Genomic DNA, 26,941 nt, shown 5'->3' with positions numbered 1-26,941 from the left:
TAATTTATATGCTCTTTAACTAATCATTATTTCTTTCTGTAAAAATAATTATTATTTTACACAAACTTATAATTATTCCATAATTTCATTATATAATATATGAATAATTTTGTATATGAATGAATCCCTTAAATTTCAATAATGCTTTTAAACAAAGCATTAAAAGAGGAAGCCCTATCCATTTGGATTAAGTTTCCCTCTTTAGCTATCTCACATAAACACTAAAATTAATGTCTTTCCATTTATCCGCCCTTAGGTACTTACCATAAGTTTTTTTGTATCCTTTGGCTCTATCAATAGTTATCATTGACTTGAATGCAAGATTATAATTTTTATCTCTAACTTCTATAGTCTTAGCACTCTTTTCCTCAATCTTTTCAGTTATTATAGTATTGAATAAATCAGTTGTTTCAATGTCTGAAAGATTTATCAACCATTCAAATTCTTTATCACCTTTTACTATTATTTTATCAATAAGTTGGTTGATAATGTCCTCGTCCAATTTTTCAGTACTAAAATCAATTAGTTGCTCAAGTGTATTTTTAATGTGTTGTAACTTTCTATTTAATTTCTTCTCTAACAATGGTTGTCCACCTTCAACTACCATTAATTCGTTTTCTGCATCTTTAATTTGCTTAGTATAATCATCCCTTGTACTTATAAATTCTTCTAGTGTAATATAATCACTATTGTATAAATCAAGAAGCTTTTTTAATTTCTGCTTATACTTTTTTATCTTATAGTTTAATTCATTTATTTTATCAACATTATCTTCTTCATCAAGTACAAAATTTTCCTTAATTAGCTCAAAAGCTGTAATTACTGATTGTCTTCTAAACCCCCAGATTTGTTCAATTATATCCTTTGCCATTAGCTCCAACACCCAACCACTCAATGTCTTAGTATTACATGCTCCATCTAAAGGTAATCCTTTCTCAATTCTGTATTTAGTATTTCCACTAGTTATTCTATGTCTACAGACATAGCCTTTTACAATTTCACCAGTTCCCTTATTTTTCCTCCACTTGTATTGTTGGTAGCTAGAACCACAACTGCACTCCAATAAGTTCATCCATATGTCATTAGAGTGTTTTATACCACATGCCTTTTTACCAGGATTCTTTACTACTCTTTTACTTTTAATTGTTTGCACTCTTTCAAAATGCTCTGCATCTATAATTGGTTTAAAATCTCCTTGAATTTCAATGTATTCACTTTTATCATTTTTCTTAACTTTATGTTCTAAATAATCTATTACTGTAGTTTGACATTGATATTGCTTACCAATGTACATTGGATTTTCCAGCATCCTGCTTAACGTTGATTCATGCCATTTTACTTCTCCTTTGGAATTTTTTCTGCCAGCTTTCGTTAATTCCATCTTAATAGTTTTGAGACTATAACCTTTTAGATATAGGTCAAATATCATTCTTACAGTATCTGCTTGCTCTTCATCTATTACAAATGTTTTACCAACTCTATTATACCCAAGTATATTTCCACTTCCATAAAGAACCTTTTTTACTTGCCTTGCTGTGTATTGACCTGCTTTAGCTCTTTCACTAATTTTTCTACTATCATCCTGTGCCGCAGATGCAATATATGTGAGCCTCATTTCTCCATCTTTATCAAAGGTACTTATATTCTCGAATATAAAGTAAACCTCAACACCCAATTTTTTTAAGTCCCTAGTATATTGCAGTGTATCAAGTGTATTACGTGCAAATCTACTGACTTCACGAGTTATTATTAAATCAAATTTACCTTGTTTAGCATCTTCAATCATCCTTAAGAATCTTGTTCTGTTTTTAGTTTGAGTACCTGATATTCCTTTATCAAAGTATTTATCTACAACTTTCCATTCAGGGTGTTTTGCTGCAATCATCTCGTACCATTCTATTTGATTATCCATTGCCGATAGTTGAGACTCTTTTTCAGAGCTAACCCTCCCATAGATTGCTACCTTCTTTTTTTCAACTGCTGCTTTAGCCATTTATTATTTACCTCCCTTTTTTAACTTCTGCATGATTTTCTCGTATGTCTGTCTATTTATTTCTCCTCTGTCATACATGATTTGAATAAGCGTTTTTACCATATTTTTACTATGATTCATCTTTCTTCTCCTTTACCAATTAACTTGATAAAAGACATCCCAAAAAGCTTACTAACCATGCAGAGGGTCTTTATATCCTTTATATGTATTTTCTAACTAATAAAGGCAACTACACGAAAGTAGTTGCCCATAAATTATTAAAATCGTTTATACTGATATCAAATTAAATGCATTCTGATTTTATTGCTTAATTGAATACATATATAATAGGAAGTAATTTTTTATTGTCATAAATGCTTATGTATTTATAAAGATTGTCCTATCTAATTACAATCGACTTCTAAATATTTATTAACTAGCTTATAAAATGTATTCTTTTTTAACCCTAATTCTTTCATAGCTGCAACAGCAGTAATTGTTCCAGCCATCCATTTATCATGTACTTCTTTAAAATTACTTGGATATTGTACAGCTGGTCTGCCTATACCTTTACCTCCATTTTTAGCTTTTAGGATTGCTATGCCCTCAGCTTGTCTCTGTTTTATATTCTTTCGCTCATTTTCAGCCACAAAGCTCAGTACCTGTAACACTAAATCACTTATGAAATTTCCAAGTAGGTCTTTATTTTTAGTTGTATCTAATAAATCCATATCCAACACTTTTATGTCTGCTCTAATTTCTTTAGTGATAATATTCCACTCCTGCATGATTTCTTTATAATTACGCCCGAATCTATCAAGTGATTTAATGTATAACAAATCCCCTTCTCGTAAACATTGCTTTAATACTTGATATTGTTGCCTATTAAAGTCCTTCCCACTTGCCTTATCAATAAATATATCTCTTTCATTAACTCCTAATTCCTGCACTTCTTTTAGTTGCCTCTCAACATTTTGCTCTTTACTTGAAACTCTAATGTAAGAAAATACTTTATTACTCACAATAATAAACCTCCATCAATTAATGGATGGATTGTAACGAATCCGTTTAAAAAGGTCAAGCAAAATTTACAAAAGTTTGCAATTTATTTTTATAACCTTTACAAACTTAAAAGTATTAAATTTTGATATGGTCCTAAAGGTATACCTTTAAAAACTTATAACTAGTCATTAAATAGAACTAAAATATTAACTATTTTTACCCAAAGCAAAACAATCACTCCGTAAAAAGTGATTGCTCTATCTTTTATTAACTAGTCATTTATTTGCCTTTAATTATTCTATCAATCCTTGAAGAATCCTATATCTTTGCTTATCTTCAAAGTTCAAATTTGCACTTGGAGTGCTCATCAAATATAGTAAGTAGCCTACTGACTCTGGAAGTCTATCCTCTACGTATTGTATACTCTTTTTAAAGTATGGAGCAATTATGGACATTAATTCACTGAACTCTTCATCAGTGCAACTGTCTTTAACATCATTACAGTGTATTTTTAATATCAAATTATCTGTTAGCAGCTTATTTTCTTTACCATATCTAGCTAGAGCTAAGTTTAATTGTTTTTCATATCTTGTTAAGTCACAATTGTAAAATATTATTTCTGTAAGCATTTCATCTGGAAAGTATTTGAGTAGTTTTCCTGTGTCATAATCAATACTTGACTGACAGGATTTTATATTGAGCCTTTCACTTTCCTTTAGATTCTTATTATAATTTTTTATTGCAGCAGCAACAGACGCTCCAGTATTCCTTATATAAATTTTTGTAGCTTTTGATGTTAGTCTTGTATTTATAATGGCATAAATATATCTCCTTAAAAAATCATCTTGTTTTTTAGCCAAAGTTATTTTTTCAAGAATACCAAATGGTCTTTCATAAAAGTTACCTTTAGGATCCACGTAACTTTGATAAATTTCTTTTGTTCTTTTCATTATCTCTCTCATGTTTATACCTCCATCCTTATTTTTAATTAGTAAATGTATTCAATTAATACCTAACCAAAATTTTAAATGCCTTGTTTTTTATTTTCATTCAATTTTTAATATTTTTTACCTAAATTTCTTTTCCACAGGTTTTATGATATATTTTATTTTTCTAAAACCTCTTTTTTTTTCACTCAAATTACAAAAAACTACACTTAAAATCTTAAAATCAAGAATTAGCTCTTTAAGTATTTTTTCTTTACTTATATTTATATAAACTTCATGCTCTTTTTTAAGAATTTAAACAATCTCTACAATGTACTTCAATCAAATAAACCAAAGTAAATGTAAATTTTTCTTATGAATTTATTTCAGAATGCAACATTTAATTTTAATGGATGAAATTCTAAAATTATTAGACATTCAATCCAATTGAACAAAAAGTCAATTATTAAATGTTCAAATTTGTTAATTTCCTAGAGTAATTACAACATCCATGTAAGGTTAGTTATAAAGAAGATTTCTATTCTCATAACTTGCCTAATGAAAGTCATCATTTTTAAATATAAAATTAATTATTTTCGCAATCTATAACAAACTAAGGTTTAACCTATCTATATAACTAGACAAAAGAAAGTTCATTAAAATCTAAATAAAATATTCAACTAAGCTATAATTACAAAATAATTAAAATGCTTATACCTATCTATACTAGCCACTACAACGCATCTATAAATTAATTTGATTTTATAAAATATAAATATCCATCATTTTTCAAACTAGCTCATTGGCTGCCTGCTAAAAAACCTACTATTATAAAAAACCTTATTTCTAGAAAAAATAAAAGAACATGCTTATATACTCAATAAAAGCACATTCTTACTATTAATGATATTTAACTTACTTTCCAATTTTTCAAACTTTAGAAGCCTATTATATTGCATAGTTAAAACTTACAAAATCTAATTTTTACTTTTTCATTAAAACATTTAACTTCCAAAGCCTCGAATAACGAATAACTTAAACTTCTATTTTCTTAATAAAAGCTTTTATTGAAATTTCATTCACTTATTTCATATATAAAGTATATTTAAATTTATATTAGTCTTTTTTAGTTATATAGCCGACATGAAAACAGACTACATTACGGATGTAACTTCCATAATATAGTCTATTCTTATTTCATTAGTAGTAGATGAAGATTATAAGAATATTACGTATTAAAGTTGTTGTTAAATAAATGTACCTAATATGGTTTCTTTATTATGTGTTGCAAGTGCGATGGCAGTGGATAACTTTTAATGTGTTCAAATTTCTTAATCTCAACCGAACCAAGCCCTCCCGTTTCAATTAATATCCTTTCATCTCCAACAGTATTATGTGCTCCAACGTATGGATGTGCTATAACTTCTAATTCGATTAAGTAACCAGAACCTCCTTTTCTTTTAGCACTTACTATATCAATACTATACGCAAAAATCATTGGAGATTCTGTTAAATATTCTTTATAATAATTATTTATTTCTTTTTGTATATATGGTACAAGTAGTGAAGTAATCACATCTCTATAAATAATTTCCTTTGAGTTCTCTATTGGTTTTGTTGATTCAATTTTACTTGGTTGTTTTATAATTGCTTCATGAGCATGGCATGGAAATGTGAAAGATGTTATTACTGTTAAAAGGCTTATTACAAACACAATTTTCTTCAAAAAAACCACCTCCAAAGAATGTTCTACCAATAGTTTCTCTTATCAGTGGATTTATTATGAAATAAAAAAGACCTTGTTACTGTATCTCAAAATACTGTGATGCATTTAATTACACTTGTAACGCTCATCAAGAAAGTTCTGACAGAACTGAATCTAAAATTATGTTATCTCAACTCTACAAATTGGAATTTGAAGAATTAATCGTCTAAATAGAAATATAAGTCACCAATAAATTTGAACAGAATAATTTTACTATTGTCTTAATATACCTACTTTTTCTTTTTCATTCAAACATTATTCAAATTTTTTAAAAAAATATTTTATAGGAACAGGTTCACCGTCTACAATAAAGTTCCCATCCCTGAAAGCAGCAAGCATCATCAAAGAGCTTTGATCAAGCAAGTTTCTATTTTTATCTTCCAGTAATTGATTAATTTGTCCCATCATTTCTTGCGTTGTAAGGCTTTCAAGTTCTTTTTGCATTTCAAGACGTAATTCTGGACTTCCTCCTTTGTCTTTCACAACTGTATTTGAGAGTATCCTTATACATGTTGCTAATGTTATAGCACTATTTCTCATAGCATTGATAAGCGCCTGAACTTCTTCTACGCTTCTGGCCTCTTTATAATCTTTTGAGTTATGTCTTTCTTCCTTCGCAGTTTCAACCGACACATTCTCTGTTATAACAATCTGTGTGCCGTTTGCTTTCCGGTCTTCAGCTTCCCTTATTAATCGAGCTGCTTTTGTTTCTTTACCTGCAAGGCCATCCCTCACTCCACTCATTACGATCTTTGCATTTTCACTAAATTCCTTTACCTTTTTCTTTGTTTTAGGAATAGCGTTTTCTTCAAGCCATCTTTCAAAATAATTGAATCCGATATTTAGCCCTTTTTGGACCGCTTCGCTGATTCCTGGCACTACAACTTCTTCAATAAGCATTTGACCAAAAGTAGGCCTTTCTTGAATTACTACTGTACTCTGTAATTCCTCTTCGTCTACCTCAATCAACTCAATTGGTCCGCTCATCGAATTGTTAACATCGTCAAATTGAAGGCCACTAAGGGTTCCATCTTTTTTCTTCGAATTAACCAAATGTTTGCCCTTTTTATGAACAACCCGGTAAAGTTTATCATCTATTTCTTTCTCTTCCATATATCCTCCTTAAACCTCTCTCATACCAGAGGTATTATTATTCACTGAAGTTTTCCTCACTAACAAATTCTAATTTATGATACTCAACCTTAAATCGAAATAAATACCAATATAATAAAAATAGCTTTCTTTTTACGTTTAAATATTAGCTATCATCAAAAGTTATATATGTTTAATATAATGAATAAAGGATACTGAAATAAAATCAGTACCCATATGAATTAATTACTCAATCTCGAATGTTATTTTTAATGTTTTTGATTTTATCTTATGTATATCGCACTTTTCAGCGTGAGAGCCACATATACTTGAACTAACACCGCTTTTAGTACCTATGCCAGCAGGATTCTTAGGATTATTACATATTAATTTATTACTATTATAAAAACTACACTTTCCAGAAGGTTTACCTCCATTTAACATACATTTTTCAGCGTGAGAACCACATACACTTGAACTAACACCAGTTTTGCTACCTATTCCTTCAGGATTCTTAGGATTATTACATATTAATTTATTACTATTATAAAAACTACACTTTCCAGAAGGTTTACTTCCATTCAACATACATTTTTCAGCGTGAGAACCACATACACTTGAACTAACACCAGTTTTACTAGCTATTCCTTCAGGATTCTTGGGATTATTACATATTAATTTACTGCTATCATAAAAACTACACTTACCCATTTTTTATTTACCTCTTTTCATAGTTTATTTATGTTATTAATTCTACATAATTGTAAAAGTCCCTTTATTTTCACAAAATGAAATATGGCTAATCAATACGAGGTACCTTTAGTATGTAATAAATATCAGAGTTATTATATTTGTCAGCACAAAATATATTTATCCAGCTTAAAGTTGAATTAATATACTCTGCTCAACAGTAAAATAAAAGGAGATAACCGAAAACAACAGCTATCTCCTTTTATTTTATTATTTTCCGTTAACGTGATTGTAAACTTTATTTACATATCCTGCTAACCAACTATTATTAACTGTAGTATAAACTGATTCATACTGTATAAACATTATGAACGGCTTATCTCCTAGAACTATCATACAATCACCTGTAACAGCTCCTGCCTGACTGTCGTACGCTCTGTGTATAACTTTTGTCCCTGCTGAAAACTTAGCTTTACTAACAATATCGCCAGTAGTTTCGTCTTGAAGGATTGATTTAAATTCTTTTGCAAGGTCTGTATTAGTGTTTATGAAAGCATATACACGTCTTGCTATTAATAGCATCTGTCTTGGTGTATATCCGTTATTGCTAACATTGCCTACTATACTCTTTTCAAAATTAGCTGCAGCCTGAGTATTATATGTATTTGCAAGTACAGTATAAGCAGTTTCATCATCATTAAGTGTAGCTAATCTCTGTAATTCAGCTACAGTCTTAAATAGTTTTGTACCATTAGTGTCTCTCTTATAGAATAACTTTTCATTCCCGTCTATTTGACCTTTGCTTCTTTGGTCATAGATGAATAAATCTAATATTAATACTGGCTCTGACCACATTGATACTGGTTTATCAATATCTATTCCAGAAAATTCTCCAGAAGTTAAATCCCAATATGCCATAGAAGTTTGTCCACCATATTTTTGCTGGTCTGAGTACATATCATAGTTAAATAAAGCTGAGCCTTTATTAAAAGCTTCACTTCTCTTATCGTAAGTCACTTCATGAGCGTTTGGTACTTCTATATCAGGTAAGTCAGAGAAATCATAGTTATTTAAGTCAATATCTTCATTTCCAACTGCTATCAAGCTTTTATTCTTTAAGAATCCCTTTATTGTTGAGTTGCAATCATTATCAAATAACATTAGTGGAGCATTTTCTTTACTAGCATATACAGAAGCTACAAGAGCATTATGATAATCTTTCCCCGTGGCTACAGTAAGAGATTGTGGTGAACTGTTGAAATTATTAATTATTGCTTTTGCTGTATCATATCTATCTGCACCACCAATTCTATTTATGCTTATGCCTATAGTAGAAAGCTCATTTTCTACATTAGAAGATACTACCCCTTGGCCACCTAATATATATATTTTTTTAATATTCCAGTCGGTTAAAGCTTTCTTACTTTCTTTATTTAAGGTTGCTTTATCTGTCAATAATATTGGACTTCCTGACTTTCCAGCAAAGGTTGAGCCTGCCAAAGCATCTGCAAATCCATAAGCATTACATATAAATGCAGTATCAGATTTACTCTTTTTAACTACTTCTTGTCCTACAGCAATTGCTGTTTTAAACCTATCATCACCACTTAATCTTACAGTCTGATATCCTCGACTCTTAATAGTATTCTCTATCAAAGAAGAGATTGAACTTTCTCCACCTAGTATATAAACAGTTTTAGCACCTAATCTTTTTATTTCAGAAAGTAACGCACCATCATATGTGTTACCATTTGGAAGTGTGAATGTTAAATTATCAGCACTAGAAAATAGTATAGGAGCATTAAGTTGAATACCGAGAATAGTTCCGCTTAGTGAGTCTGGGAAATCAGCTGGACTTGCAATAATTACACTATCAGACTTATCCCAACCTGATTTACTTACTGATATTGAAGTATCAAAGCTATTTGATCCTGTTATTTTTTTTATAACAGAAGTGTTAGTGGATGTTGTAGATGATGAGTTATCAGCTTTTACATTGCTTAAGTTTGTCAGACACATAATAGAAACTACTAGAACTGTAGCAAATTTTAAAATTAGTTTATTCATGTTTCCCTCCTGTATTGTAGATTTAAAAGTTATATTAAATGTGTTAAAATGTTCCTTGTTTAATTATACCATATTAAGCTATATTAGTATTTTTGTTTACAAATAAAAACAATTTATTTTTTAAAACTGCTTTTACATATACCAGTAAAGAAACTTGTATGCTAATAAAATAACACATAAACCGGAAAGGGTGGACTTGCCTTGTAACCTAGGTTATAAGGACAAGTCACTTTATTGCTTGTACTAGAAACCAAGAGTTAAAAGCATGTCCACCCTTGTGCCGGAACGGAACTAAAAGTAACTAATTATTAAAAACTTGCTTCGTTAAGTGACCACAAAGTAATGCCTCAGCAGGACCTAAGGGCACTTCTCTGAACGCTTGTTTATTTTGCTAAACAATAGATTGGGCGAGTTTAGACAAGCTTATTATGGCTGCACAAATTTTCTTTCGACTGTAAAGGAGACACTATTGATATCCCCAGAGAAACACTTTCTGGTTTGAGCGAAGTAGCCATAATAAATAAATGCCAATGGACCAGCTTTTCTTCTGAGGGAAGGAAGAGGAGAAGCTAGTCCATTGCTTCATTAGATAATGACACCTAAAAACTTCTTACTTACAATTATAATCCATGTTTCTCTAAATAATCTAAACATTCAACTTCAGCTATAATAAGTTTTGCAATATATTCATCTATAGCATTAATAGCTTCTAAGCTCTTAATTAAGTTTTTAATCTTAGTTCTATTCTCTGCTGTTATACTAATAGGTGTATTTATAATAAATTTATACTTCATTATTATATTCTTTAAATATTTTATTATTTTGAAATAAGATTAATTTTTTTACCTTTCATTATATCATTGGAATATATCTTATCTGGTTTTGTAATATCAATCTTTGTACTATTTTTGATGACATTGTAGCCTTCCTCATAATATACGTTATATTTACATGTATCTGTATAAAATATATGTGCTAATTTCCGCAAATCTCCGCCTTTATAAGTTTCACTACTAAACATAATATATATAAAATCTAATTGGTCTGTTGGGGCAATGTATGTATCAAGTATAATAAATTCATTAAATGAATCTAAAAAATAATGTACTTCTATAGCACTCTTATCACTTCTACAACTATATAGTGCTTCAATAATTCTACATACATTAAATTCCACATTTAAAAGTTCCATTATCTTCACAAAAGTCGGTTCAATATTATATTCATCTACATCATCATATGGATATACAGCCAATGTATCAAATGGTATCATCATTTTATCTCAATATCCCACATAGTTTTTTCCAAAGTATTCACTTCTACAAATTACTATTTATTGAGTTATTTTACATCTTTCATAAGTCGCATTGTTTCACATATCCAAATTAAGTAATAAACAAATTATACCACTTAATACCACCAAGTTAAACAAATTGTGTTAATTAGATAATCTAATATGTTCATAAGTCTATACTTGTTGCCCAGTGACCTAATTCTTATTAATAAGCCATTGAAAATCTACAATTCTTAAAAATCCAACATTCACCTTATTTTACCAAAACCATTTTTAACAACTTATAAATCTAATAAATTTCCAAAACTTTACACCAATTTTCTATTCAATTTTTAAAATTAAAAATTTAACCAACTGTATCGTTATTTTTTCTTTGATGTTATCCTCTTTTTCTCTTCATGCTCCCTCTAACTTTTCATTAGATATTTTAATTAAATTAGCTGCTTATAATTTACTCATAACAACTTTAAAATTTATATTATTGCTGATTCACCAGTAGCTGTATTGTCTTTTGATATCGCTGTATATACAAAAAATCACCTTAATAAACTATTATGTTTATCAAAGTGATTTTAAATGCTTGGCTTTTTTATTTATACTGTCTTCAACTAAATTATTTTTACTAAAATAGGTATAAACTTTATATTCTCTTATAAATTAGTATATTAATAGTTATATCAGTTCCTTTTCTTATTTTAAAAGCACTTCCTTATATGAATTGGACTCTGTTTCAAAAATTATGCCTCTTACTTTTCCTTTCATGCACGCACAATTTATTACAATAGTTTTATTCAATTTTTCAACTCCAAAAGCTTCATGAATATCCGAAGTACAAAATATCTTCATCAGTCTACCCCTAACATCATTCCATCCAAAACTTTATAAATTCAATTTCTCTATCTGTTAACTCCCTGTTTTCTTTCTTAGCTCCATTGTTTAAATCAAGTATTGTTAACTCGCAGACTGTCAGCTTCTCTTTGTTTGCTTCTTTCCTCTCTAAGTCTTGAATCATTTCCGTTATTTCTTGATTACCCATTATAATCAACTCTCCCTATAATAAACTGTCTAAAATTTTAATTATTTTCTTTTTCCTCAATTTCTTTTTCAAATACATCTGCAACATAATAAGGGCTTTTAGACCATAATTTTGTTTTTTCATCATATAAATTCTCATAGGTTTTAGAGCTTTTAAACTTACTTAAAACAGCCCTATTTGACTTTTTGAGTCGTTGAACCATTATTTGAACAACTGCTTTAGCTCCCATTTCCATACGAAGTGATTTTCTTCTTTCCATATCAGTATTTATATACCATTGGTCAAAGCCCATCTCAGGTGGTACTTGGTTTTTATCAAATTCAATTTCTGTCCAACCAAAATTACTACAAAGATAAAAAATACTAGTATTATTCTCATCTTCAATCTCAACTATATCTGACGTTGATATACTTCTACACACATAATTGTTAGGACGATTATCTGTATTGTATTTATTATACAATGCTTCTAAATCTGAATTTTCTAGGCTCTCCCATGTAAGCCTATATATTTTCGGATCGATGTCCTCTGTAGTTTCTAAAGATAAATGACCTTCTATAATATCTATAGGAAGGTCTTTATTAATTTGGTATAACCTAAACCTTATTTCATTTTTCATATTCTTCACATCCGCATTTATTCTATTTTTTTATAACCATTCTCATGTGCACACTTTTCACACAATGTTTCCAGCCATCCATTTCTTTCACAAAGTTTGCCTACTTTTCCGCATTCATCACAAACTGTGTTTGATTTATTCTCATACTCTGAGATTATAATGTATACTTCTTTTATTCTTGATTCTGCATCAAAGTATAGTTGTCCATACTTTTCTCTAATTCGCTCTATCTTGAATTCAGATATGCTTATGTTCTTTTTTTTATAAATCTCTTCTATTTTTCCAACTAATTCAATAATAAGGTCATACCATCCACAACCACACTCAATACTAGCATTAACCAATTCATTCCACATATGGTCACTTGTATTGATATGTGGATATTTTTCTTTCAGTGTTTCCTCAATAAATTTAAAATTCATTTTAATGCCCACCTTTCTTATAAACTTTCCTTTCATAATAAAATGACTTTTTCATCTGTTCGTATAATTTATGCTATTCAATCCAAATAACCTCTTTTAGTATATTTTTATATGCGCTATACTCATTTTTAGGTAATCCTATTGATTTCACTATGTTATCCATCATTTCATCTTCTTTAGCTATTGATTCTAAATGAAGAATATCTATTTTATAATCACTATTAGATGTCATATAATTGCAGATGTACTCAAAGATTTTCAAATCATCTAACTCCTCCAAATAAGAAATTACAATGTTTATATCACTTGACTTTTTGTTTTTGCCTCGTGCAAATGAACCTGCTAAACCGACTCTGACATTATCCAGTATGCTGTTATTCTTCATGTCTTTCAAAAGCTGTAGAACTTGCTCTTTATTTAGGAGTACTTTCTTTTTTCTCATATAGTATTCTTCCTTTCTCAATTGCTCCTTGCCTTAACACCTTATTAAGATTAATACTCTTCTGTAAGCATCATGGTACTATAGTCTCGACTATCAATTACATAAATTTTTGCATCTACAGGCTTTTCTGTATAGTACCTATGAATTTTCTTGCATGGTGGTTTTTCTTGTGTATGTTCCACCTCCTGCATATTTTTCTTACCAAACTTAGCACGCAGTACAAATATTTGCAGATAGTCTTTTTCATTTTCAGCAATGTCCATGTTATCAATCAAGTCCCATAATAATAAAAAAGTTAGTGGATTCTTTTCATTGATTTTCTCCTTGATTCCACAAGTCATATACCTGTCATTCTGAAACATATTCTCACACCCTTTTCTTTTAATCTCAAAGTTTATCTTGGTGAAAGATGGTAATATAACCTGAAACAAAATTCAATAGTCAACTCGTTAAAATTATAAAAAATTTTTGTAATTATTAAATCTAAACAATTTCAATACATTCTTTACTTTTTAATATTTACTTACTGTTTAACTCACATATTTCTATAATCTCAGTACGTCTTATTACAGATAATCTATAAATAATAAAGACTATCTGAACTGTAAGCTTACATTTCAAATAGTCTTTTAATAATTCTATAAGTATTTATTTCACCACAACTAACTAACCTAAATAAATGTTCAATTTGATATACAGATACTTACTGCCTCCTTAATAGTAGTAGTAGGCAACTTTAGCCATTCCACTATTTAATCAGAATCAAATTTAGACTCAATTTTATTGAAATGCTGGTAGGGTAATGCTCTTACAAATATTTGATTACTATCACTCAGTGCTGATATCCTCAATTATTTTTAAAAAATCAAGAACTGTTTCTAAATTAGTTTTAAAGCTATCAAGTGTATATACAGTTTATAATTATTTTTCCTTTACTACTTCATCTACACATTTTCTTCCAATAAACATAATCTATAAAATATAATTTTCCTCATAGAAATACTCTGCTATATATTGATAGCGTTCAAGCTCTTTGTAATATTCTTTTGCTACTTCTGAATTGATAGCATCATATGCTTCAATTGTTGTATTTACAAAATTACAGTTTCTTAAATTATACATTATTTGAAAGGAGATGCTATAAAGTATCCCATCCTTTATAAATAAAAAAGAATTACTAATGTAATCATCAGAACCATAATCAATGCATACAACTTCTGTTCCCTCTAATATGCTTAAGTATAGATATTTAATATATATAATTAACGAGCCATAGACATCTAATTCTGAATACATTCCTAAAAATCCTTCTTGCATACATGGATACTCCCTAATATTAATAAGATCTTCAAAGTCATCCCAAGGAAGAGATGAATAATTACTAAATATTTCAATGACATCATCAGAAGCTATCTCACTAGGAACAGTATAATGATTATTAGGAATAAGCTTATTACAACTTAAACAACCAGCCACAAGGCTTATAGCTTTAGCTGCTGCTTCCATAAACTTATATTTAATAATTTCTTTGTAGATTGATTCTTTCGTCACCATAATTTTTCCCTCCAGTTATATTTTGTTGATATTATTTCTATTAAATGCTATATAACAGGTAGAGATATTAATATAATATGATATTGAACACTTATACTCTCTTTTCATATAATGTTGCTGTAGTTTTTATAAGTTAAAAATTTTATCTATTACAGCTATTGTAATTATTCTTATAAGTATATAACATCTATAACTTATAAACTTCTACAGTTATTAATTTGTGAAGTGTATATTGTTTTTTCAAACACTCAATCTAATTTAGATATGTTCTTTCGTATTACCTTTTTATAAAAATATACAAAATTCAACTTTTTCATATTTTATTTTTACATTTTTTTAACATATAACACAACCTCATTTAAACTCATTTCGGCTTGTTTTAGTCAATTTTTATATATCGACATACTTATACTCCAAAACATATTATTAATTAATTTAAACCCACTCTAAACTCGTTAAATCACTATTTTACATAAATTCAAATTCACAAAATTCAATTATCATCCATAATATTACATACAAAAAAAGTACCCACAATATATTAATTGAAAGTACTCTCTTTTATTTTTAATAAAATAACTTATTTAAATCATTTAACAAAATTCTTTCAATGACATGTATCAACTGTATCTACCCAATATATTTTTATATTAGGATTAATGCAGCATACTTATTTGCTATTTAATAGCTTGTTCATCTATTAAATGGTTTTTCTATGATACGACAATAATTATAAATAAAGTATATATTAACTTTTTAATGTATCAACTTAATTTTTGAATAATGCGGTGTTCAGATAAATTACTTTTTCAATTGTAATACTAAATAAAAAAGTGTATTCTAATTTTCTTGATTAAATGCTTGTATTAATTCATTTGATGTATATCTTAGTTTATCTTTTACTACTTTATTAACATCAGACAACATCTTAGTTGTATTTTCTTTGTATTTTCTTTGTATTTTCTATAATCTTCATTAAGTATACATAAATATTCCTCAAAATCTTCTTGAATTGGATAAATTATCTTGTTTAGTTGTTTTGCTAATTCAGCATCTTTAATAAATTTATCTTTAGTTTCTTCATTTTCTTTTAAAGACTTTGTTAATTGAATTTGATCATTTATCATGCTATCCTTAACGTTCTCATAACAATTTAATGAGTTTTTAATTTGATCATTCATCATTTTTTTTAATCCATCTAACTCATCAGCACCTGATTTATTAATTTTTTCTATTATTAAAGTATCTTCATCTATTTCATCTGCAGAATCTAAAAATTCCACAAGTCTTAGCCATATTTTCTTTTTTTCATCATTATCAATTGTGATCCTTAAAAATGGTTCATACATAGCAACAATAAACTGTCCAAAGTTTCCTGGAAATATTCTAAGTAAGTTCTCTGATATAAATTCTTTTTTACCATCTCTAGATAGCTCTAATGTTTCTCTTAGTTTTCTAATTTGTTCTCCTGATGCTTTGTAATTACCTAAATTATTTTCTATAAGACTTGTAATGATCAATTTACTTTTTTCCAGGTGATTTATATTTTCATTTATTTTTGTTAGAGACTCCATTAAAATTTCTTGAAAACTTTTTTTACCTGCAATCACATCTTTTATATCTAAAATTGGTATATCTAAAGCTCTCAGTGCTCCAATTAAATTCAGCTTAACAATATCATCATCTGAATATTCCCTATAATTATTTTCACATCTTTTTAAAGGGCTAATTAACCCCTCACTCTCATAGTATTTAATCGCCTTCTTTGTTAAACCAGTTTTCTCTGATGCAATCTTAATATTCATATTGTATGCCTCCTATAAACTTTATAAACTTTCAATTCTTTAGTTTTATACTAATGGTGTCTGTAGGGTACATGTCAATGCCTTTTTTAATATCTAACTTAGTAGAATTAAAATCATTTTAAATCACAAAAATTACTCACCGCATTATTCAGTTCTCAAAGATCCTCATTCATATTTCCAATTTTAATAGTTATGTCACATTTTTTCAGTATGCACATATATATCTTTCAAAATCTCTGACATTTAGTTGACTTACATTTCCACTCCTTGCACTATTAATCAAATACCAATTTATTTCTAATATTTCTAATGCACTACCATCCTCCAAAATAAGTTATATTTCTTCTATATCATCAAATACAGCATTTTCTACTTTTCCTTTATCTTCAGCTTTAACAAAGAAACCAACTCTTGCAGTTAAACTTACAGTTTCATAAAATTCTTTTAAATTTTCTTTGATTAGAGTAAAAACTTGTTTCCTATCAAAAGTTACAGTATATGTTTCGTTATTCACTATCTCGCTTATATCGCTTTCTATTTCCTCAATATCCTCTTTCTGTGCCCTTCTGTTCATAAGAGCTTCTACTAAATAATCCTTAAATCCTTCCCTATCTAAAGTTAACACTTCTCCTGTAATATCTGTAACTTTATACATACAAATTTCCCCTCAAATTTATTGTTTGCAAGGGGACATAACTTCTAAAAAATATATAAAAAATATCCGCATATTCTGATTTGAATATACGGATTCTTGATTGCTTATTTTAAGTTGTCAGCAAATACCCTAAAACATTCATCATCAAAGAAAACCATCAATCCAGTGAAATGTTCCAATGTCATTGCCTTGATAACTGAGTCGAATTGCTTTTCACTTGTTACGTGAAACTTCATGTTGTACTTGTTTTCTTGTACCAAGTGTAGCATATCATGTCTTGCTATACAGTGAATCTTGTTCTTACCAATCTCAATTATACCATCATTAACTTTTACATTCGGCATATCTATGTTTTCAATCTTGCTCTGAGTTTCAAGCTCCCTTAATAGCTGCTTTCTGTCCTGTGAATTATAATTATTATAATCATCAGCAACTTCGGGTGTGGATAGCTTGTCTACAACTCTTGTAAGTTGTGTCTGTGAAACCTTATCCTGTTCTAAAACATTTATGATACCTCTGTTTTTCTTTTCTAAATCTGCAAGTTTTTCAACTAATTCAACTTTCTTAGGTGTTAAATTGTTAGTTCCTATTAATTTTTCCATTGGAGGAACAAACTTTTCTACATCTAGTTGAGCATTGTGTGCAATCTTTTCAAACATTTCCTTATCAGACTTTGTTTCCGCTGCTTTAGCTTGTAACCTAGCTCTATCTCTTGCTTCTATTTTTTGCTTATATATTTCTATGTATTTCTGAGGATCGATTTTGTAATCAGGATATTTTTTTATATAAGCATCTTCAAGAGCAATTATTTCTTTTGCTAACTGATATGGAGTCAAAACTTTTCTGATTATATCTTCTTCACCTTTTAGGATTGCATTTGTTAATTCTCTTTCTACCTTTGTGACATCCTTATTGTATGCTATTACTCTTGCAGGTATTTCCGTATATCCTAAACCTTTATAAGCACAAGTTCTGTGATATCCTGCTATTAAGTTGATTACTCCATCGGCTGTTCTTTCAACAGTTACAGGATTTATCAATCCATTTGCTTCAATACTCTCCATTAGTGACAAAATTATTTGTTGATTCTTATGTGTTCTCTCCCCTGCTATAATGTCTTTAATCCTTATTGTTTCATCCGATACTTTAAAATTTCTTTTTTTAAACATTTTTTTCTCCTATCCTCTAATTGTTTTTATAATTTATATAGTTGCTGAATATATTAGCATCCAGACAAATTATGGCTATTTTAATATCTTGTCCAAATGTATTAACTATTCTGTTTGTCATTTCAAAATCAGCTTCATCATTTATCTTTATAGTCATAAATCTATTGCACACTTCTGGGAATTTGGCAGCATAAACAGAATCACATATTAAAATGTTATCTGTCTTTTCATAAGTGCATTGTGGCTCTTCTCCAATCACTTCTCCAGTATCTGGATTCAAATACTCAGGAAGATACTCATTTAATATTTTTTCTCTTAATCCATTTGCAAATTCTAATGGTTTGTTTTTTTGATATTTTTTTTCTACTGCTTCTATTTCTTTTTTAAATTTTTTATAACTGGCATTGAAAAATCCATTTCTTCTTTCTGCTGATGTTTGTTCAGTTTCTCTTTCACTTAAGAAATATGGAGTTATTTCTTCCATAGTATCTATATGAATCTTAACTGCATCTTTAATTTTACTAACATCTTTTACAACTTCTTCATTTTCATTAGCTTTTGATTCAGGTTCTCCTACTGTTAAATCCTCTAAAGTTAATATTGGGACATTTAATGAATCAGCTCTCCTACCATCTTCTTCATTCATACGTTCTGCTATTTTTATTCTTCTTGATATAGATTTTCTTTTAATACCTGTTTTTTCTACTGTATCTTGAATAAATGATTTTGGCACTTCTGGTTGTCCTTGCTCAGGGATAACCGATTCATTTCCGTTTTTATCCTTTGTACTTACTTTATTTATTTGTGTACTTTCAGTATATAACTTCTCGTAAGCCTGCTTTCTTTGATATAGCATATAGCTTTCTTCGAATCTATCTGATGAACGTCTTACTAGATTTTCATCAACTTCCATGAGGATACATCTTGCTTTATCCTTTTCTATGTCGTCATATTCTCTTTGAAATACATGCGCTGGAATTGTTTCTTTTTTCAATTCCATGTATGCTCTCAATCTGTGTTCACCGGATATAAGGGTATATTCTCCATTATCTTGCAATACAGTAATTGGATTTATTAAGCCTACCTGCTTTATTGAATCTACTATAGGTGTTATGTGTTCCTGGTCAACTTCCCATAACCTTACATCAATTTTAATTTTATTAATTGGCAAATCAGTTATTATCATTTTAATCACCTGTCTCCATGCTATTTTTATATTTATTTATAACATACTTCATTACTTCACTTCTTTTATTAATGTATGATTTTAACTTTTTTCTTAGAGCTAATATTCTTAACTCAATGTGCAATTCTTCATCAAGAGAAGTATTAAAACTTCTTCTTTTTTTCATTTTTGCATAATATCACCTCTTGTTAATATTATAAAATATATTTATATTAAAATAAACAATATTAATATATTTTCAATTCGCCCAATAATCCACATATTGAATTTTCAAGTTTATCCCCACTCAAATTAATTATTGATAAGTCATTTTATATTACGATTCTGAATTACTTATTGGCAATTACGTTATGTTTTTTAACTAATTTATTAAGACTAATTAAAATGAATAGAAATAAAATTATAATTAAACACCACATTATTCAATTTTCAACGTTCCATGAGTTAATTCACAGCCGCCAATTAAAATAGACCTTAAATCTATTTTCGTAGCAAAGAGCATCTATACATTTAGATTTATATATTAATTCATATATTTTCATATTCTTCCTTCAACATTGAATAATATTTACAATCTACTAGTAAACCAGTATTAATTTTGTGTATCTTTCTTAAAGTACCCTCATATTTCAAACCGCACTTTTCCATAACTTGTCCAGAGGCTACATTATCAACATGATGTCGTCCAGTTATACGTGCAAATCCTACTTCTTTAAAGACAAAATTAATGACCGCTGAAAAAGCTTCAGTTGTTATCCCTTTGTTCAATATGTTTTGACATGAAAATTCACCCTAAAGATTCATAACATGATTAATATAAGTTTATTCATATCATTTTCCCATATTGCCCCAATTAATTACATCACATATTATATTTTACCAGAATAAGTTAATAACTCACTGATTTGTATAATTCAATTACAATAATATCAGTAAGGTATAAATATTGTTAGCTTATAAATTTACATAATAGCTATAATTTTATTTTGAAGTCCTTAAAGTATCCTCCTGTTATAACATTAAAACCATGTATAAGCTAAGTTTTAGAACTTTACTTTCTCAAATTTTAATTTTTTACATACCTCTGTATCCTTTAAATTTACTCATTGTATCTATTGATTTTTCATACAGTCACATACAAATTTATACCTTTTCAACATTTATTAAAAATCAGCCTTAATTCTATTTAAATGCTGGCAATGTAATGTTCCTACAAACATTTGATTTTGTAATTATAAAAAAATAAAAGAGCTTTTTAATAAGTTTAATAAACTCTTTATACTTTAAGAATCAACTAAATAGCATCCTTAAGTCGACGATATACAAAATTCACCAACGCTTAGCTTTTATCTATGTGCTCTTTAATACTGAACTAATTATTCCCCTAATATCATGTTCAATATTGGATCAACTTCAGTATAAACATTGCATTCAAGTGTTTTACTATTAATACTAATATATAGCTGTAATTTATCTTTATAATCATAGCATGTAAACCACATAATATCGTCAATCCACAAAATTTTATGTTCATATATATTAGTTTCAGGTGCATAAAATCTAAAATCACTCAAATAACTGACATCAAAAAGTCTCGAAGTATCAATGTTAACTCTGCGTGTCTCAGTAATTTTCATATGATTGACCGTTTCACGATTTTTATTGTACATAATTATTTGCCATAACTCATTATTATCATTTATGTTTTTCCAGCAAAACCAACAATCTAAGCAATCCTCCAGACTTCTCCAGTATTTCAACTTAATCTTATTATGTAATATATTCATCTTCTTAACTCCTTACTAACTAATCATTTTTATTTTTCCGGCTATCCCAAGATTCATCTATAACATTATCAAATAAAGTATTACTGTCTTATATTTGCTTATCCATTTTATTTTCACCCTCTTTTGACCTACGATTTATTGTTGATTTACTAACACCAAGCTTTTTGGCTATCTGTCCAATCGTTAAGCCTTCTTGTTTAAACTTAATAACATCTTCAGCTGTAACATCATTCCTACGAGCTATTTTTTCACCGTTCTTTAATTTTGCTTGTTGTACATAACATTTGTTGTAAGTTTCTATTAAGCTATCCCTTGATTTTAACTTTTCTTCTAATTCATTATTAAGTGATATAAGTCTATCATTCTCAGATTTAACTTCATCACATCTTTGCTTATACAAATTATTTTCCATATCTTCTTCTATCGTATTTTTTCTATTTTCAATGTAGCAAATTATATTTAGTAAGAATCCTATATGCTTTGTAAAATTTATTGCTCCTGTCACTCTTTCTAACATCGATATATTATCTTGGTTAATATCTCTTACCCCTTTAGCACCAAGTATTCTCTTATAGATATTAAGTATAGCTTCCAAGTTAACTGTATCCATTGAATTCACATCTCCTTTAAATTTCAATTTATATTTTATATATAAATTAATGATTGAAAAGTAGCATTTATTTCAAATAGCTGCTGTTCTCTTGAAACTATGCCAGAATAGAAAAACAGACCTAAAGTATAAATTTTATAACTCTAAGCCTGTTTCTATATAATTTTACTATGTAAACTTATTAAAATTAACTCAATTGTAGTTTCTTATATTATAGATGTATCGGAGTTTCAAATTGCCGTTTATACTTGAAACTTCTAAATGCATTGAACTCTCATATAGCTGCCTACATCTGAAAACATCAAAAGTTTAAGAATTTCAAATAGCTGTTCCTAGTTGAAAATACAAAAGTTAACCATTAAGCATAAGTTGATATTTTAATCTCACTATAGTGATTATATTTATATCAATTTTGCTTACCTCATATACACATCTTGTATTTCATAAATTAGATCTGAATAGATAATGATAACTCTGTTATTTTAAATTTTTTATGATATAATATTCTATTCACTACAAGTTATAGAAATTAGTTATATGCTTTATTCTTAACTTGTTTGTTAAAATATTTAGCTCTGTTCTCATTAAAATATAAAATTGGAAATCTGGAAACATATCTATCAATCAAAGAGTACTGTATTAAATAATGATAATTGGATAATAAAATCTGCTGAATCCGAATCAATATCTTCTATATTTCCATCAATATATGGCAGAGCTTGCATTAATCCAGTTAGAAGATTGTCTTTAGTCAATTCGTAGATTGTATTATCCATGCCATACAACAATAATCTTCCTCCTTTTCCAACTGACTTATTATTTTTATATTTATTTTTTATATCATAGATCCAATGCAAGCTTCCTCCACTCTCTATAGCCTTATCTACTATTAAATCTAGATCGTCCTCAATAAACTCTTTATTATTAGTTGACTTCATAAATAACACCTCAATCCCTAAAATATTAGGGGCATTGTACTATAATTATTTATAATTTCAATACATAAACCTATAATTTAGCCAGCTCTTATTTTTATAAAAAAAATGCTGTTTTACATGCATTTTTAGATAACATTTAATTTATTGAAAATATAAAAGAAGCATCCATTCTTTAAGAGGATGCTTCTATTTTTTTAGTGAAGTGATTAGTTCTGTAACCTTATAGATAACGTCTTTTTCTTTAGATGACAAACCTTCTAATAACTGAATAAACTCATTTGATTTATAATCAGGTGCCTCCACTACTGACCCAGATATGAAATATTCTATAGGACAGCCTAAAATTACGCTCAATTCAGCTAAGCGTGTTAAATTTACCTTAACACGACCATTTTCAATTTTACTCATGTATTCGCCAGATATACTTAAGCATTCAGCCAATCTTTCTTGTGTTAGTTGCTTTTCTAAACGTTTTTCCCGAATTCTCATACCAATAATTTCATAATTTATCATGTACTCACCTCTTTGAATCATTGTATCAATGCCGATCTATAATTTTAACGAATACACAAATCAACATTGCTATATAGATTCAATAAAAGTTGTAAATCTCGAAACCAGTGTTATAAAATTAAATAATATCAGATAATTTGAACAAAAACAGAACCCCATCTTTTACATGAGGTTCTTATAATAGTTTTCATTGTGACAATAAATTTAAATGGTATCACAATAATAAATAAGTTATTCTGTTTTATAATGATGAATGATGTTATTTCCATTTACGTTCAGCTCTCTAAATTGAAATGGTTTGGTTGTTACTTCAATACTAAAAGAAATCTGTAATCCATCTGTCCCGTTAAGACCTGATTTAACCATAAGTGCTTTACCTGATATTTCACCGCCATCAATAAGTCCATCTGCATTATTGATTTCATCAAGAGTAATATTCATTGGCACCCATTTTTCGCCATTATAGTTCTTAAATTTCTCCATAAGAAGGTCTGTAGTCATTTTAAGTATATCTTCTTTACCACTACTACTAAAATTCATTGGTGATTTACTTATTTTTACCTCTTTTGTATAAATAGTTTTAGCATTTTGATTTAAGTCACAAAAATCAAGTAATATAGTATAAGAATTATTTGACTCATCTTTAGCATATAATGAAATTCCTACATTGCTATTAGGACTATCAAAAGCACTAATTACTCCTTTGCCGGATAAATTATCATCATCAACTATTGAATCAATTATTGGATTAGCTACTTTAGGATCAAATCTATAAGATGAACGTATATGCATTTTTAATTGACTATCTTGGTAAAATAAGAGGGTGAAATTCTCACCTTCAACATTCCAAAGCCCACGTAAATTCTCAGCCCTAAAGCTCTGATTCATATTCTCAATACGCTTTTTTTCCTTATTTCTATTATTCAGACTGATACCTACTATGACAAGAGCCACTATTACTATTATCAAGACTGGAATTAGTATTATTTTTAATTTCTTTTTCATTCTCTAATGATCTCCTTTTCTTCAGTAGTTGATATCATTTTTATTTATCTAATACTTTATCAGGTACAACCGCATTTCCACCAAATATATAAACACTATCAATTAGATGATTACCTATATACTCTGATACATTAGCTTTAACGCTATCTTTACCTACCAGAACTAAAGGTATATTATTCTTTGCTGCTAATTCTGCTCCTGTCAGAGCATCTGGATATGATTCTCCACTTGCTACTGCTATGCTTTTATAGCCTTGACTTGGTTCAAAATGTTTAATAATTTCAAGTGACGTATCATATCGGTCCTGACCTGCTAATCGTGTAACGTTGATACCTAGGCTCTTTAATTGACTATCAATTGTATCTGAAACTACTCCAGTGCCTCCTACAATTACTGCATTTTTAATGTCCCACTTCTGTATAGCAGTCATTGTGTCAGTTCTTAGACTATCTCTATTGGAAAATAATATTGGCATAGTATTCATTGCTGAGAATGGTGCTATTGCTAAAGCATCTGGAAAATCCCCTTCAGGTGCTATTACTACAGTATCAAATTGTTTTACCTTTCTAATTTCATCTCCAACATTTACTGCTGTATCATATAAACCTGTTCCACCTATTCTTACAACATTGTACTTTTGTTTTAATTCGTTATATATATTTTCTGATATAGTTGCTTCACTTCCAAGTATGTACACATTTTTTGCCTGAAGCCTTTCTATTTCTGCGCTAACACTACTATTAAGCTTATCAGAATAAGTTATTAGTACAGGTGCATTCTTTAAATATGCAAAGCTTGAACCTACTAATGCATCATTATAACTCTCTCCGCTAGCAAGTATTACATCATTTGATTGCTTCCAACCACTCTTGCTTATAGCTACAGCTGTTCCATATCTATCTGCACCACCAAGCCTTACTTTACTTATAGTGCTCGTAGTCTGACTGTTTGTCTCGCTAATTTCACTAACTACACCATTGCTAACAAATGCTATATTATTATTCTTAGCATAAATTTCAGCGTAAGAATTAGTTTTTCCAGTTATAGTAAGTCCTGTACAACCTTTAAATACGTCTTCACCTATACTTATTACACTACTTGGTATAGTTATTTTTGTTATCTTAGTAAACCCAAATGCACCTCTATCTATGCTTTTAACACTATCTGGAATATTTACATTGGTCAAATTACTGCAAGATTGAAATGCTCCTCCACCTATGTTTGTTAAACTATTTGGAATTGTTACACTTACTAAGGTTTCATTATTCGAAAATGCCCCCTGTGCAATACTTGTTGTATCTTTTGGTATTACAACATTAGATTCCTTTCCATTATATTTAACCAATATATTGTCCCCAGCCATTATAAATTTATTTTTATTATTATCAAGCCATGGTGTTTGCTCAAATGCTGCACCGCCTATATTTGTTACACTCTTTGGTATGTTTATGTCAGTCAAATTATAGCAGTCCGCAAATGCCCTAAGCCCTATTCTTGTTACACCATCTGGTATAGTTATACTAGTTAAGCTACGACAAAACTCAAAGGCAGACTCATCAATGGTTTTTACGCTATTCGGTATTGTTACACTGGTTAATTTATTACACTGAAAAAACGCTTCTTTGCCTATACTTGTTACACCATTTGGTATAACGATACTAGATATATCCGTATTTCCAAATGCATTATTACCAATACTAGTAACACTATTTGGAATTGTTATACTTGTTACTTTAGCATACCAAAATGCACATTCGCCTATTCTCTTAATGTTATCCGGTATTACAACATTAGATTCCTTTCCATTGTATTTAATTAAAATACTGTCCCCTACAACCACAAAATTATCACTTTGACTTTTAAGCCATGGTGTTGCTGCAAATGCTCCACCGCCTATATTGGTTACAGTACTGGGAATTGTCACATTAGTTAAATTAAGACAGTATGCAAATGCACCTCCGCCAATACTCTTAACGCCATCTGGTATAACTATACTTTTTATGCTATTACAGTTTAGGAATGCACCTCTCCCAATGCTTGTTAAGGTGCTTGGTAAGGTTATACTTGTAATACTACTCTTTATCTTGCCTTCATAATCATCATCATGATTTTTATTGCTAGGGTCTACAAATGCATAATCACCGATGCTAGTTACCCCATCTGGTATTACTATATCACCTCCTGAACCGTTATATTTTACCAATGTTCCATTTTCAATAGTGAAGTCACTGTTTATAGCTACAGCCAATTCTACACTTTTTGTAGATTGTGAATATTTAGTCGAAACTTCATATGCCGATACTGAACTTGATAAAAGTGTTGCTACTCCTAACGTCATTAAGAATATCTTTGTTCTTTTAAACATATTAAACAATTCCCCTTCTTTCATGTA

Annotated in this window: 28 protein-coding genes; all 28 read right to left on the bottom strand. The window is 28.9% G+C overall.

The genetic code is table 11. From position 1 onward, the window contains the following. Window positions 1-205 precede the first annotated feature (205 nt). On the bottom strand, window positions 206-1,993 hold the full coding sequence (locus N4T77_RS00190) for a recombinase family protein (protein ID WP_261669682.1): 1,788 nt from the start codon (window positions 1,991-1,993) through the stop codon (window positions 206-208). Between the two features lie 383 nt (window positions 1,994-2,376). Further along, the gene (locus tag N4T77_RS00185) at window positions 2,377-2,994 is read right to left on the bottom strand and encodes a recombinase family protein (protein WP_261669681.1); all 618 of its coding nucleotides are present in this window, start codon (window positions 2,992-2,994) and stop codon (window positions 2,377-2,379) included. Window positions 2,995-3,267: 273 nt separating this feature from the next. Next, window positions 3,268-3,936, bottom strand: a complete 669-nt coding sequence (locus tag N4T77_RS00180; RefSeq protein ID WP_261669680.1) for a hypothetical protein — start codon at window positions 3,934-3,936, stop codon at window positions 3,268-3,270. 1,225 nt (window positions 3,937-5,161) lie between these two features. After that, entirely contained in the window at window positions 5,162-5,626 is a 465-nt protein-coding gene (locus tag N4T77_RS00175; RefSeq protein ID WP_396125061.1) for a DUF3888 domain-containing protein, read from the bottom strand. 294 nt (window positions 5,627-5,920) lie between these two features. Next, complete coding sequence (locus N4T77_RS00170; RefSeq protein WP_261669679.1) at window positions 5,921-6,718, bottom strand: hypothetical protein; 798 nt, start codon at window positions 6,716-6,718, stop codon at window positions 5,921-5,923. A gap of 285 nt (window positions 6,719-7,003) precedes the next feature. Further along, a complete protein-coding gene (locus tag N4T77_RS00165) occupies window positions 7,004-7,468 on the bottom strand; it encodes a hypothetical protein (protein ID WP_261669678.1) in 465 nt (154 codons plus the stop codon). 249 nt (window positions 7,469-7,717) lie between these two features. Next, complete coding sequence (locus tag N4T77_RS00160) at window positions 7,718-9,514, bottom strand: cell wall-binding repeat-containing protein (protein WP_261669677.1); 1,797 nt, start codon at window positions 9,512-9,514, stop codon at window positions 7,718-7,720. Between the two features lie 620 nt (window positions 9,515-10,134). Next, window positions 10,135-10,308 (bottom strand): hypothetical protein, encoded by a 174-nt coding sequence (locus N4T77_RS00155; RefSeq protein WP_261669676.1) that lies wholly within the window; start codon window positions 10,306-10,308, stop codon window positions 10,135-10,137. A 23-nt stretch (window positions 10,309-10,331) separates the two neighbouring features. After that, the gene (locus N4T77_RS00150) at window positions 10,332-10,790 is read right to left on the bottom strand and encodes a hypothetical protein (RefSeq protein WP_261669675.1); all 459 of its coding nucleotides are present in this window, start codon (window positions 10,788-10,790) and stop codon (window positions 10,332-10,334) included. A 708-nt stretch (window positions 10,791-11,498) separates the two neighbouring features. After that, the gene (locus tag N4T77_RS00145) at window positions 11,499-11,654 is read right to left on the bottom strand and encodes a hypothetical protein (protein WP_261669674.1); all 156 of its coding nucleotides are present in this window, start codon (window positions 11,652-11,654) and stop codon (window positions 11,499-11,501) included. Between the two features lie 16 nt (window positions 11,655-11,670). Further along, window positions 11,671-11,844, bottom strand: coding sequence for a hypothetical protein (locus N4T77_RS00140; RefSeq protein ID WP_261669673.1), 174 nt, complete (start codon window positions 11,842-11,844; stop codon window positions 11,671-11,673). A gap of 37 nt (window positions 11,845-11,881) precedes the next feature. Continuing rightward, window positions 11,882-12,463 carry a YodL domain-containing protein gene (locus N4T77_RS00135; protein ID WP_261669672.1) on the bottom strand — a complete coding sequence of 194 codons (582 nt, stop codon included), beginning with the start codon at window positions 12,461-12,463 and terminating at the stop codon, window positions 11,882-11,884. A gap of 17 nt (window positions 12,464-12,480) precedes the next feature. After that, window positions 12,481-12,921: a hypothetical protein gene (locus tag N4T77_RS00130; protein ID WP_261669671.1), complete on the bottom strand. Its 441-nt coding sequence runs from the start codon at window positions 12,919-12,921 to the stop codon at window positions 12,481-12,483. Window positions 12,922-12,958: 37 nt separating this feature from the next. Next, a complete protein-coding gene (locus N4T77_RS00125) occupies window positions 12,959-13,327 on the bottom strand; it encodes a nucleotidyltransferase domain-containing protein (protein ID WP_261669670.1) in 369 nt (122 codons plus the stop codon). A 50-nt stretch (window positions 13,328-13,377) separates the two neighbouring features. Further along, on the bottom strand, window positions 13,378-13,689 hold the full coding sequence (locus N4T77_RS00120; RefSeq protein WP_261669669.1) for a DUF960 domain-containing protein: 312 nt from the start codon (window positions 13,687-13,689) through the stop codon (window positions 13,378-13,380). Window positions 13,690-14,299: 610 nt separating this feature from the next. Further along, a complete protein-coding gene (locus N4T77_RS00115; RefSeq protein WP_261669668.1) occupies window positions 14,300-14,881 on the bottom strand; it encodes a hypothetical protein in 582 nt (193 codons plus the stop codon). A gap of 902 nt (window positions 14,882-15,783) precedes the next feature. Further along, window positions 15,784-16,686: a MerR family transcriptional regulator gene (locus N4T77_RS00110; RefSeq protein ID WP_261669667.1), complete on the bottom strand. Its 903-nt coding sequence runs from the start codon at window positions 16,684-16,686 to the stop codon at window positions 15,784-15,786. 334 nt (window positions 16,687-17,020) lie between these two features. After that, the gene (locus tag N4T77_RS00105; protein ID WP_261669666.1) at window positions 17,021-17,341 is read right to left on the bottom strand and encodes a hypothetical protein; all 321 of its coding nucleotides are present in this window, start codon (window positions 17,339-17,341) and stop codon (window positions 17,021-17,023) included. A gap of 104 nt (window positions 17,342-17,445) precedes the next feature. Continuing rightward, window positions 17,446-18,510: a ParB/RepB/Spo0J family partition protein gene (locus N4T77_RS00100; RefSeq protein ID WP_261669665.1), complete on the bottom strand. Its 1,065-nt coding sequence runs from the start codon at window positions 18,508-18,510 to the stop codon at window positions 17,446-17,448. 16 nt (window positions 18,511-18,526) lie between these two features. Further along, complete coding sequence (locus N4T77_RS00095) at window positions 18,527-19,696, bottom strand: ParB N-terminal domain-containing protein (RefSeq protein ID WP_261669664.1); 1,170 nt, start codon at window positions 19,694-19,696, stop codon at window positions 18,527-18,529. Window position 19,697: 1 nt separating this feature from the next. After that, window positions 19,698-19,862, bottom strand: a complete 165-nt coding sequence (locus N4T77_RS00090) for a hypothetical protein (RefSeq protein WP_261669663.1) — start codon at window positions 19,860-19,862, stop codon at window positions 19,698-19,700. 362 nt (window positions 19,863-20,224) lie between these two features. Then, complete coding sequence (locus N4T77_RS00085) at window positions 20,225-20,464, bottom strand: GNAT family N-acetyltransferase (RefSeq protein WP_261669662.1); 240 nt, start codon at window positions 20,462-20,464, stop codon at window positions 20,225-20,227. Between the two features lie 608 nt (window positions 20,465-21,072). Next, on the bottom strand, window positions 21,073-21,483 hold the full coding sequence (locus N4T77_RS00080; RefSeq protein ID WP_261669661.1) for a hypothetical protein: 411 nt from the start codon (window positions 21,481-21,483) through the stop codon (window positions 21,073-21,075). A gap of 88 nt (window positions 21,484-21,571) precedes the next feature. Beyond that, on the bottom strand, window positions 21,572-22,093 hold the full coding sequence (locus tag N4T77_RS00075; protein WP_261669660.1) for a helix-turn-helix domain-containing protein: 522 nt from the start codon (window positions 22,091-22,093) through the stop codon (window positions 21,572-21,574). 620 nt (window positions 22,094-22,713) lie between these two features. Next, complete coding sequence (locus N4T77_RS00070) at window positions 22,714-23,031, bottom strand: hypothetical protein (protein WP_261669659.1); 318 nt, start codon at window positions 23,029-23,031, stop codon at window positions 22,714-22,716. Between the two features lie 186 nt (window positions 23,032-23,217). After that, a complete protein-coding gene (locus tag N4T77_RS00065; RefSeq protein WP_261669658.1) occupies window positions 23,218-23,520 on the bottom strand; it encodes a helix-turn-helix domain-containing protein in 303 nt (100 codons plus the stop codon). Window positions 23,521-23,775: 255 nt separating this feature from the next. After that, window positions 23,776-24,549: a hypothetical protein gene (locus N4T77_RS00060; RefSeq protein WP_261669657.1), complete on the bottom strand. Its 774-nt coding sequence runs from the start codon at window positions 24,547-24,549 to the stop codon at window positions 23,776-23,778. A gap of 40 nt (window positions 24,550-24,589) precedes the next feature. Then, complete coding sequence (locus N4T77_RS00055; RefSeq protein WP_261669656.1) at window positions 24,590-26,914, bottom strand: leucine-rich repeat protein; 2,325 nt, start codon at window positions 26,912-26,914, stop codon at window positions 24,590-24,592. Window positions 26,915-26,941 lie beyond the last annotated feature (27 nt).

It is taken from the genome of Clostridium sp. CX1 (assembly GCF_025398335.1).
Taxonomy (GTDB): Bacteria; Bacillota; Clostridia; order Clostridiales; family Clostridiaceae; genus Clostridium_AM; species Clostridium_AM tanneri.
This window is presented reverse-complemented; position numbering and strand designations above follow the sequence as displayed.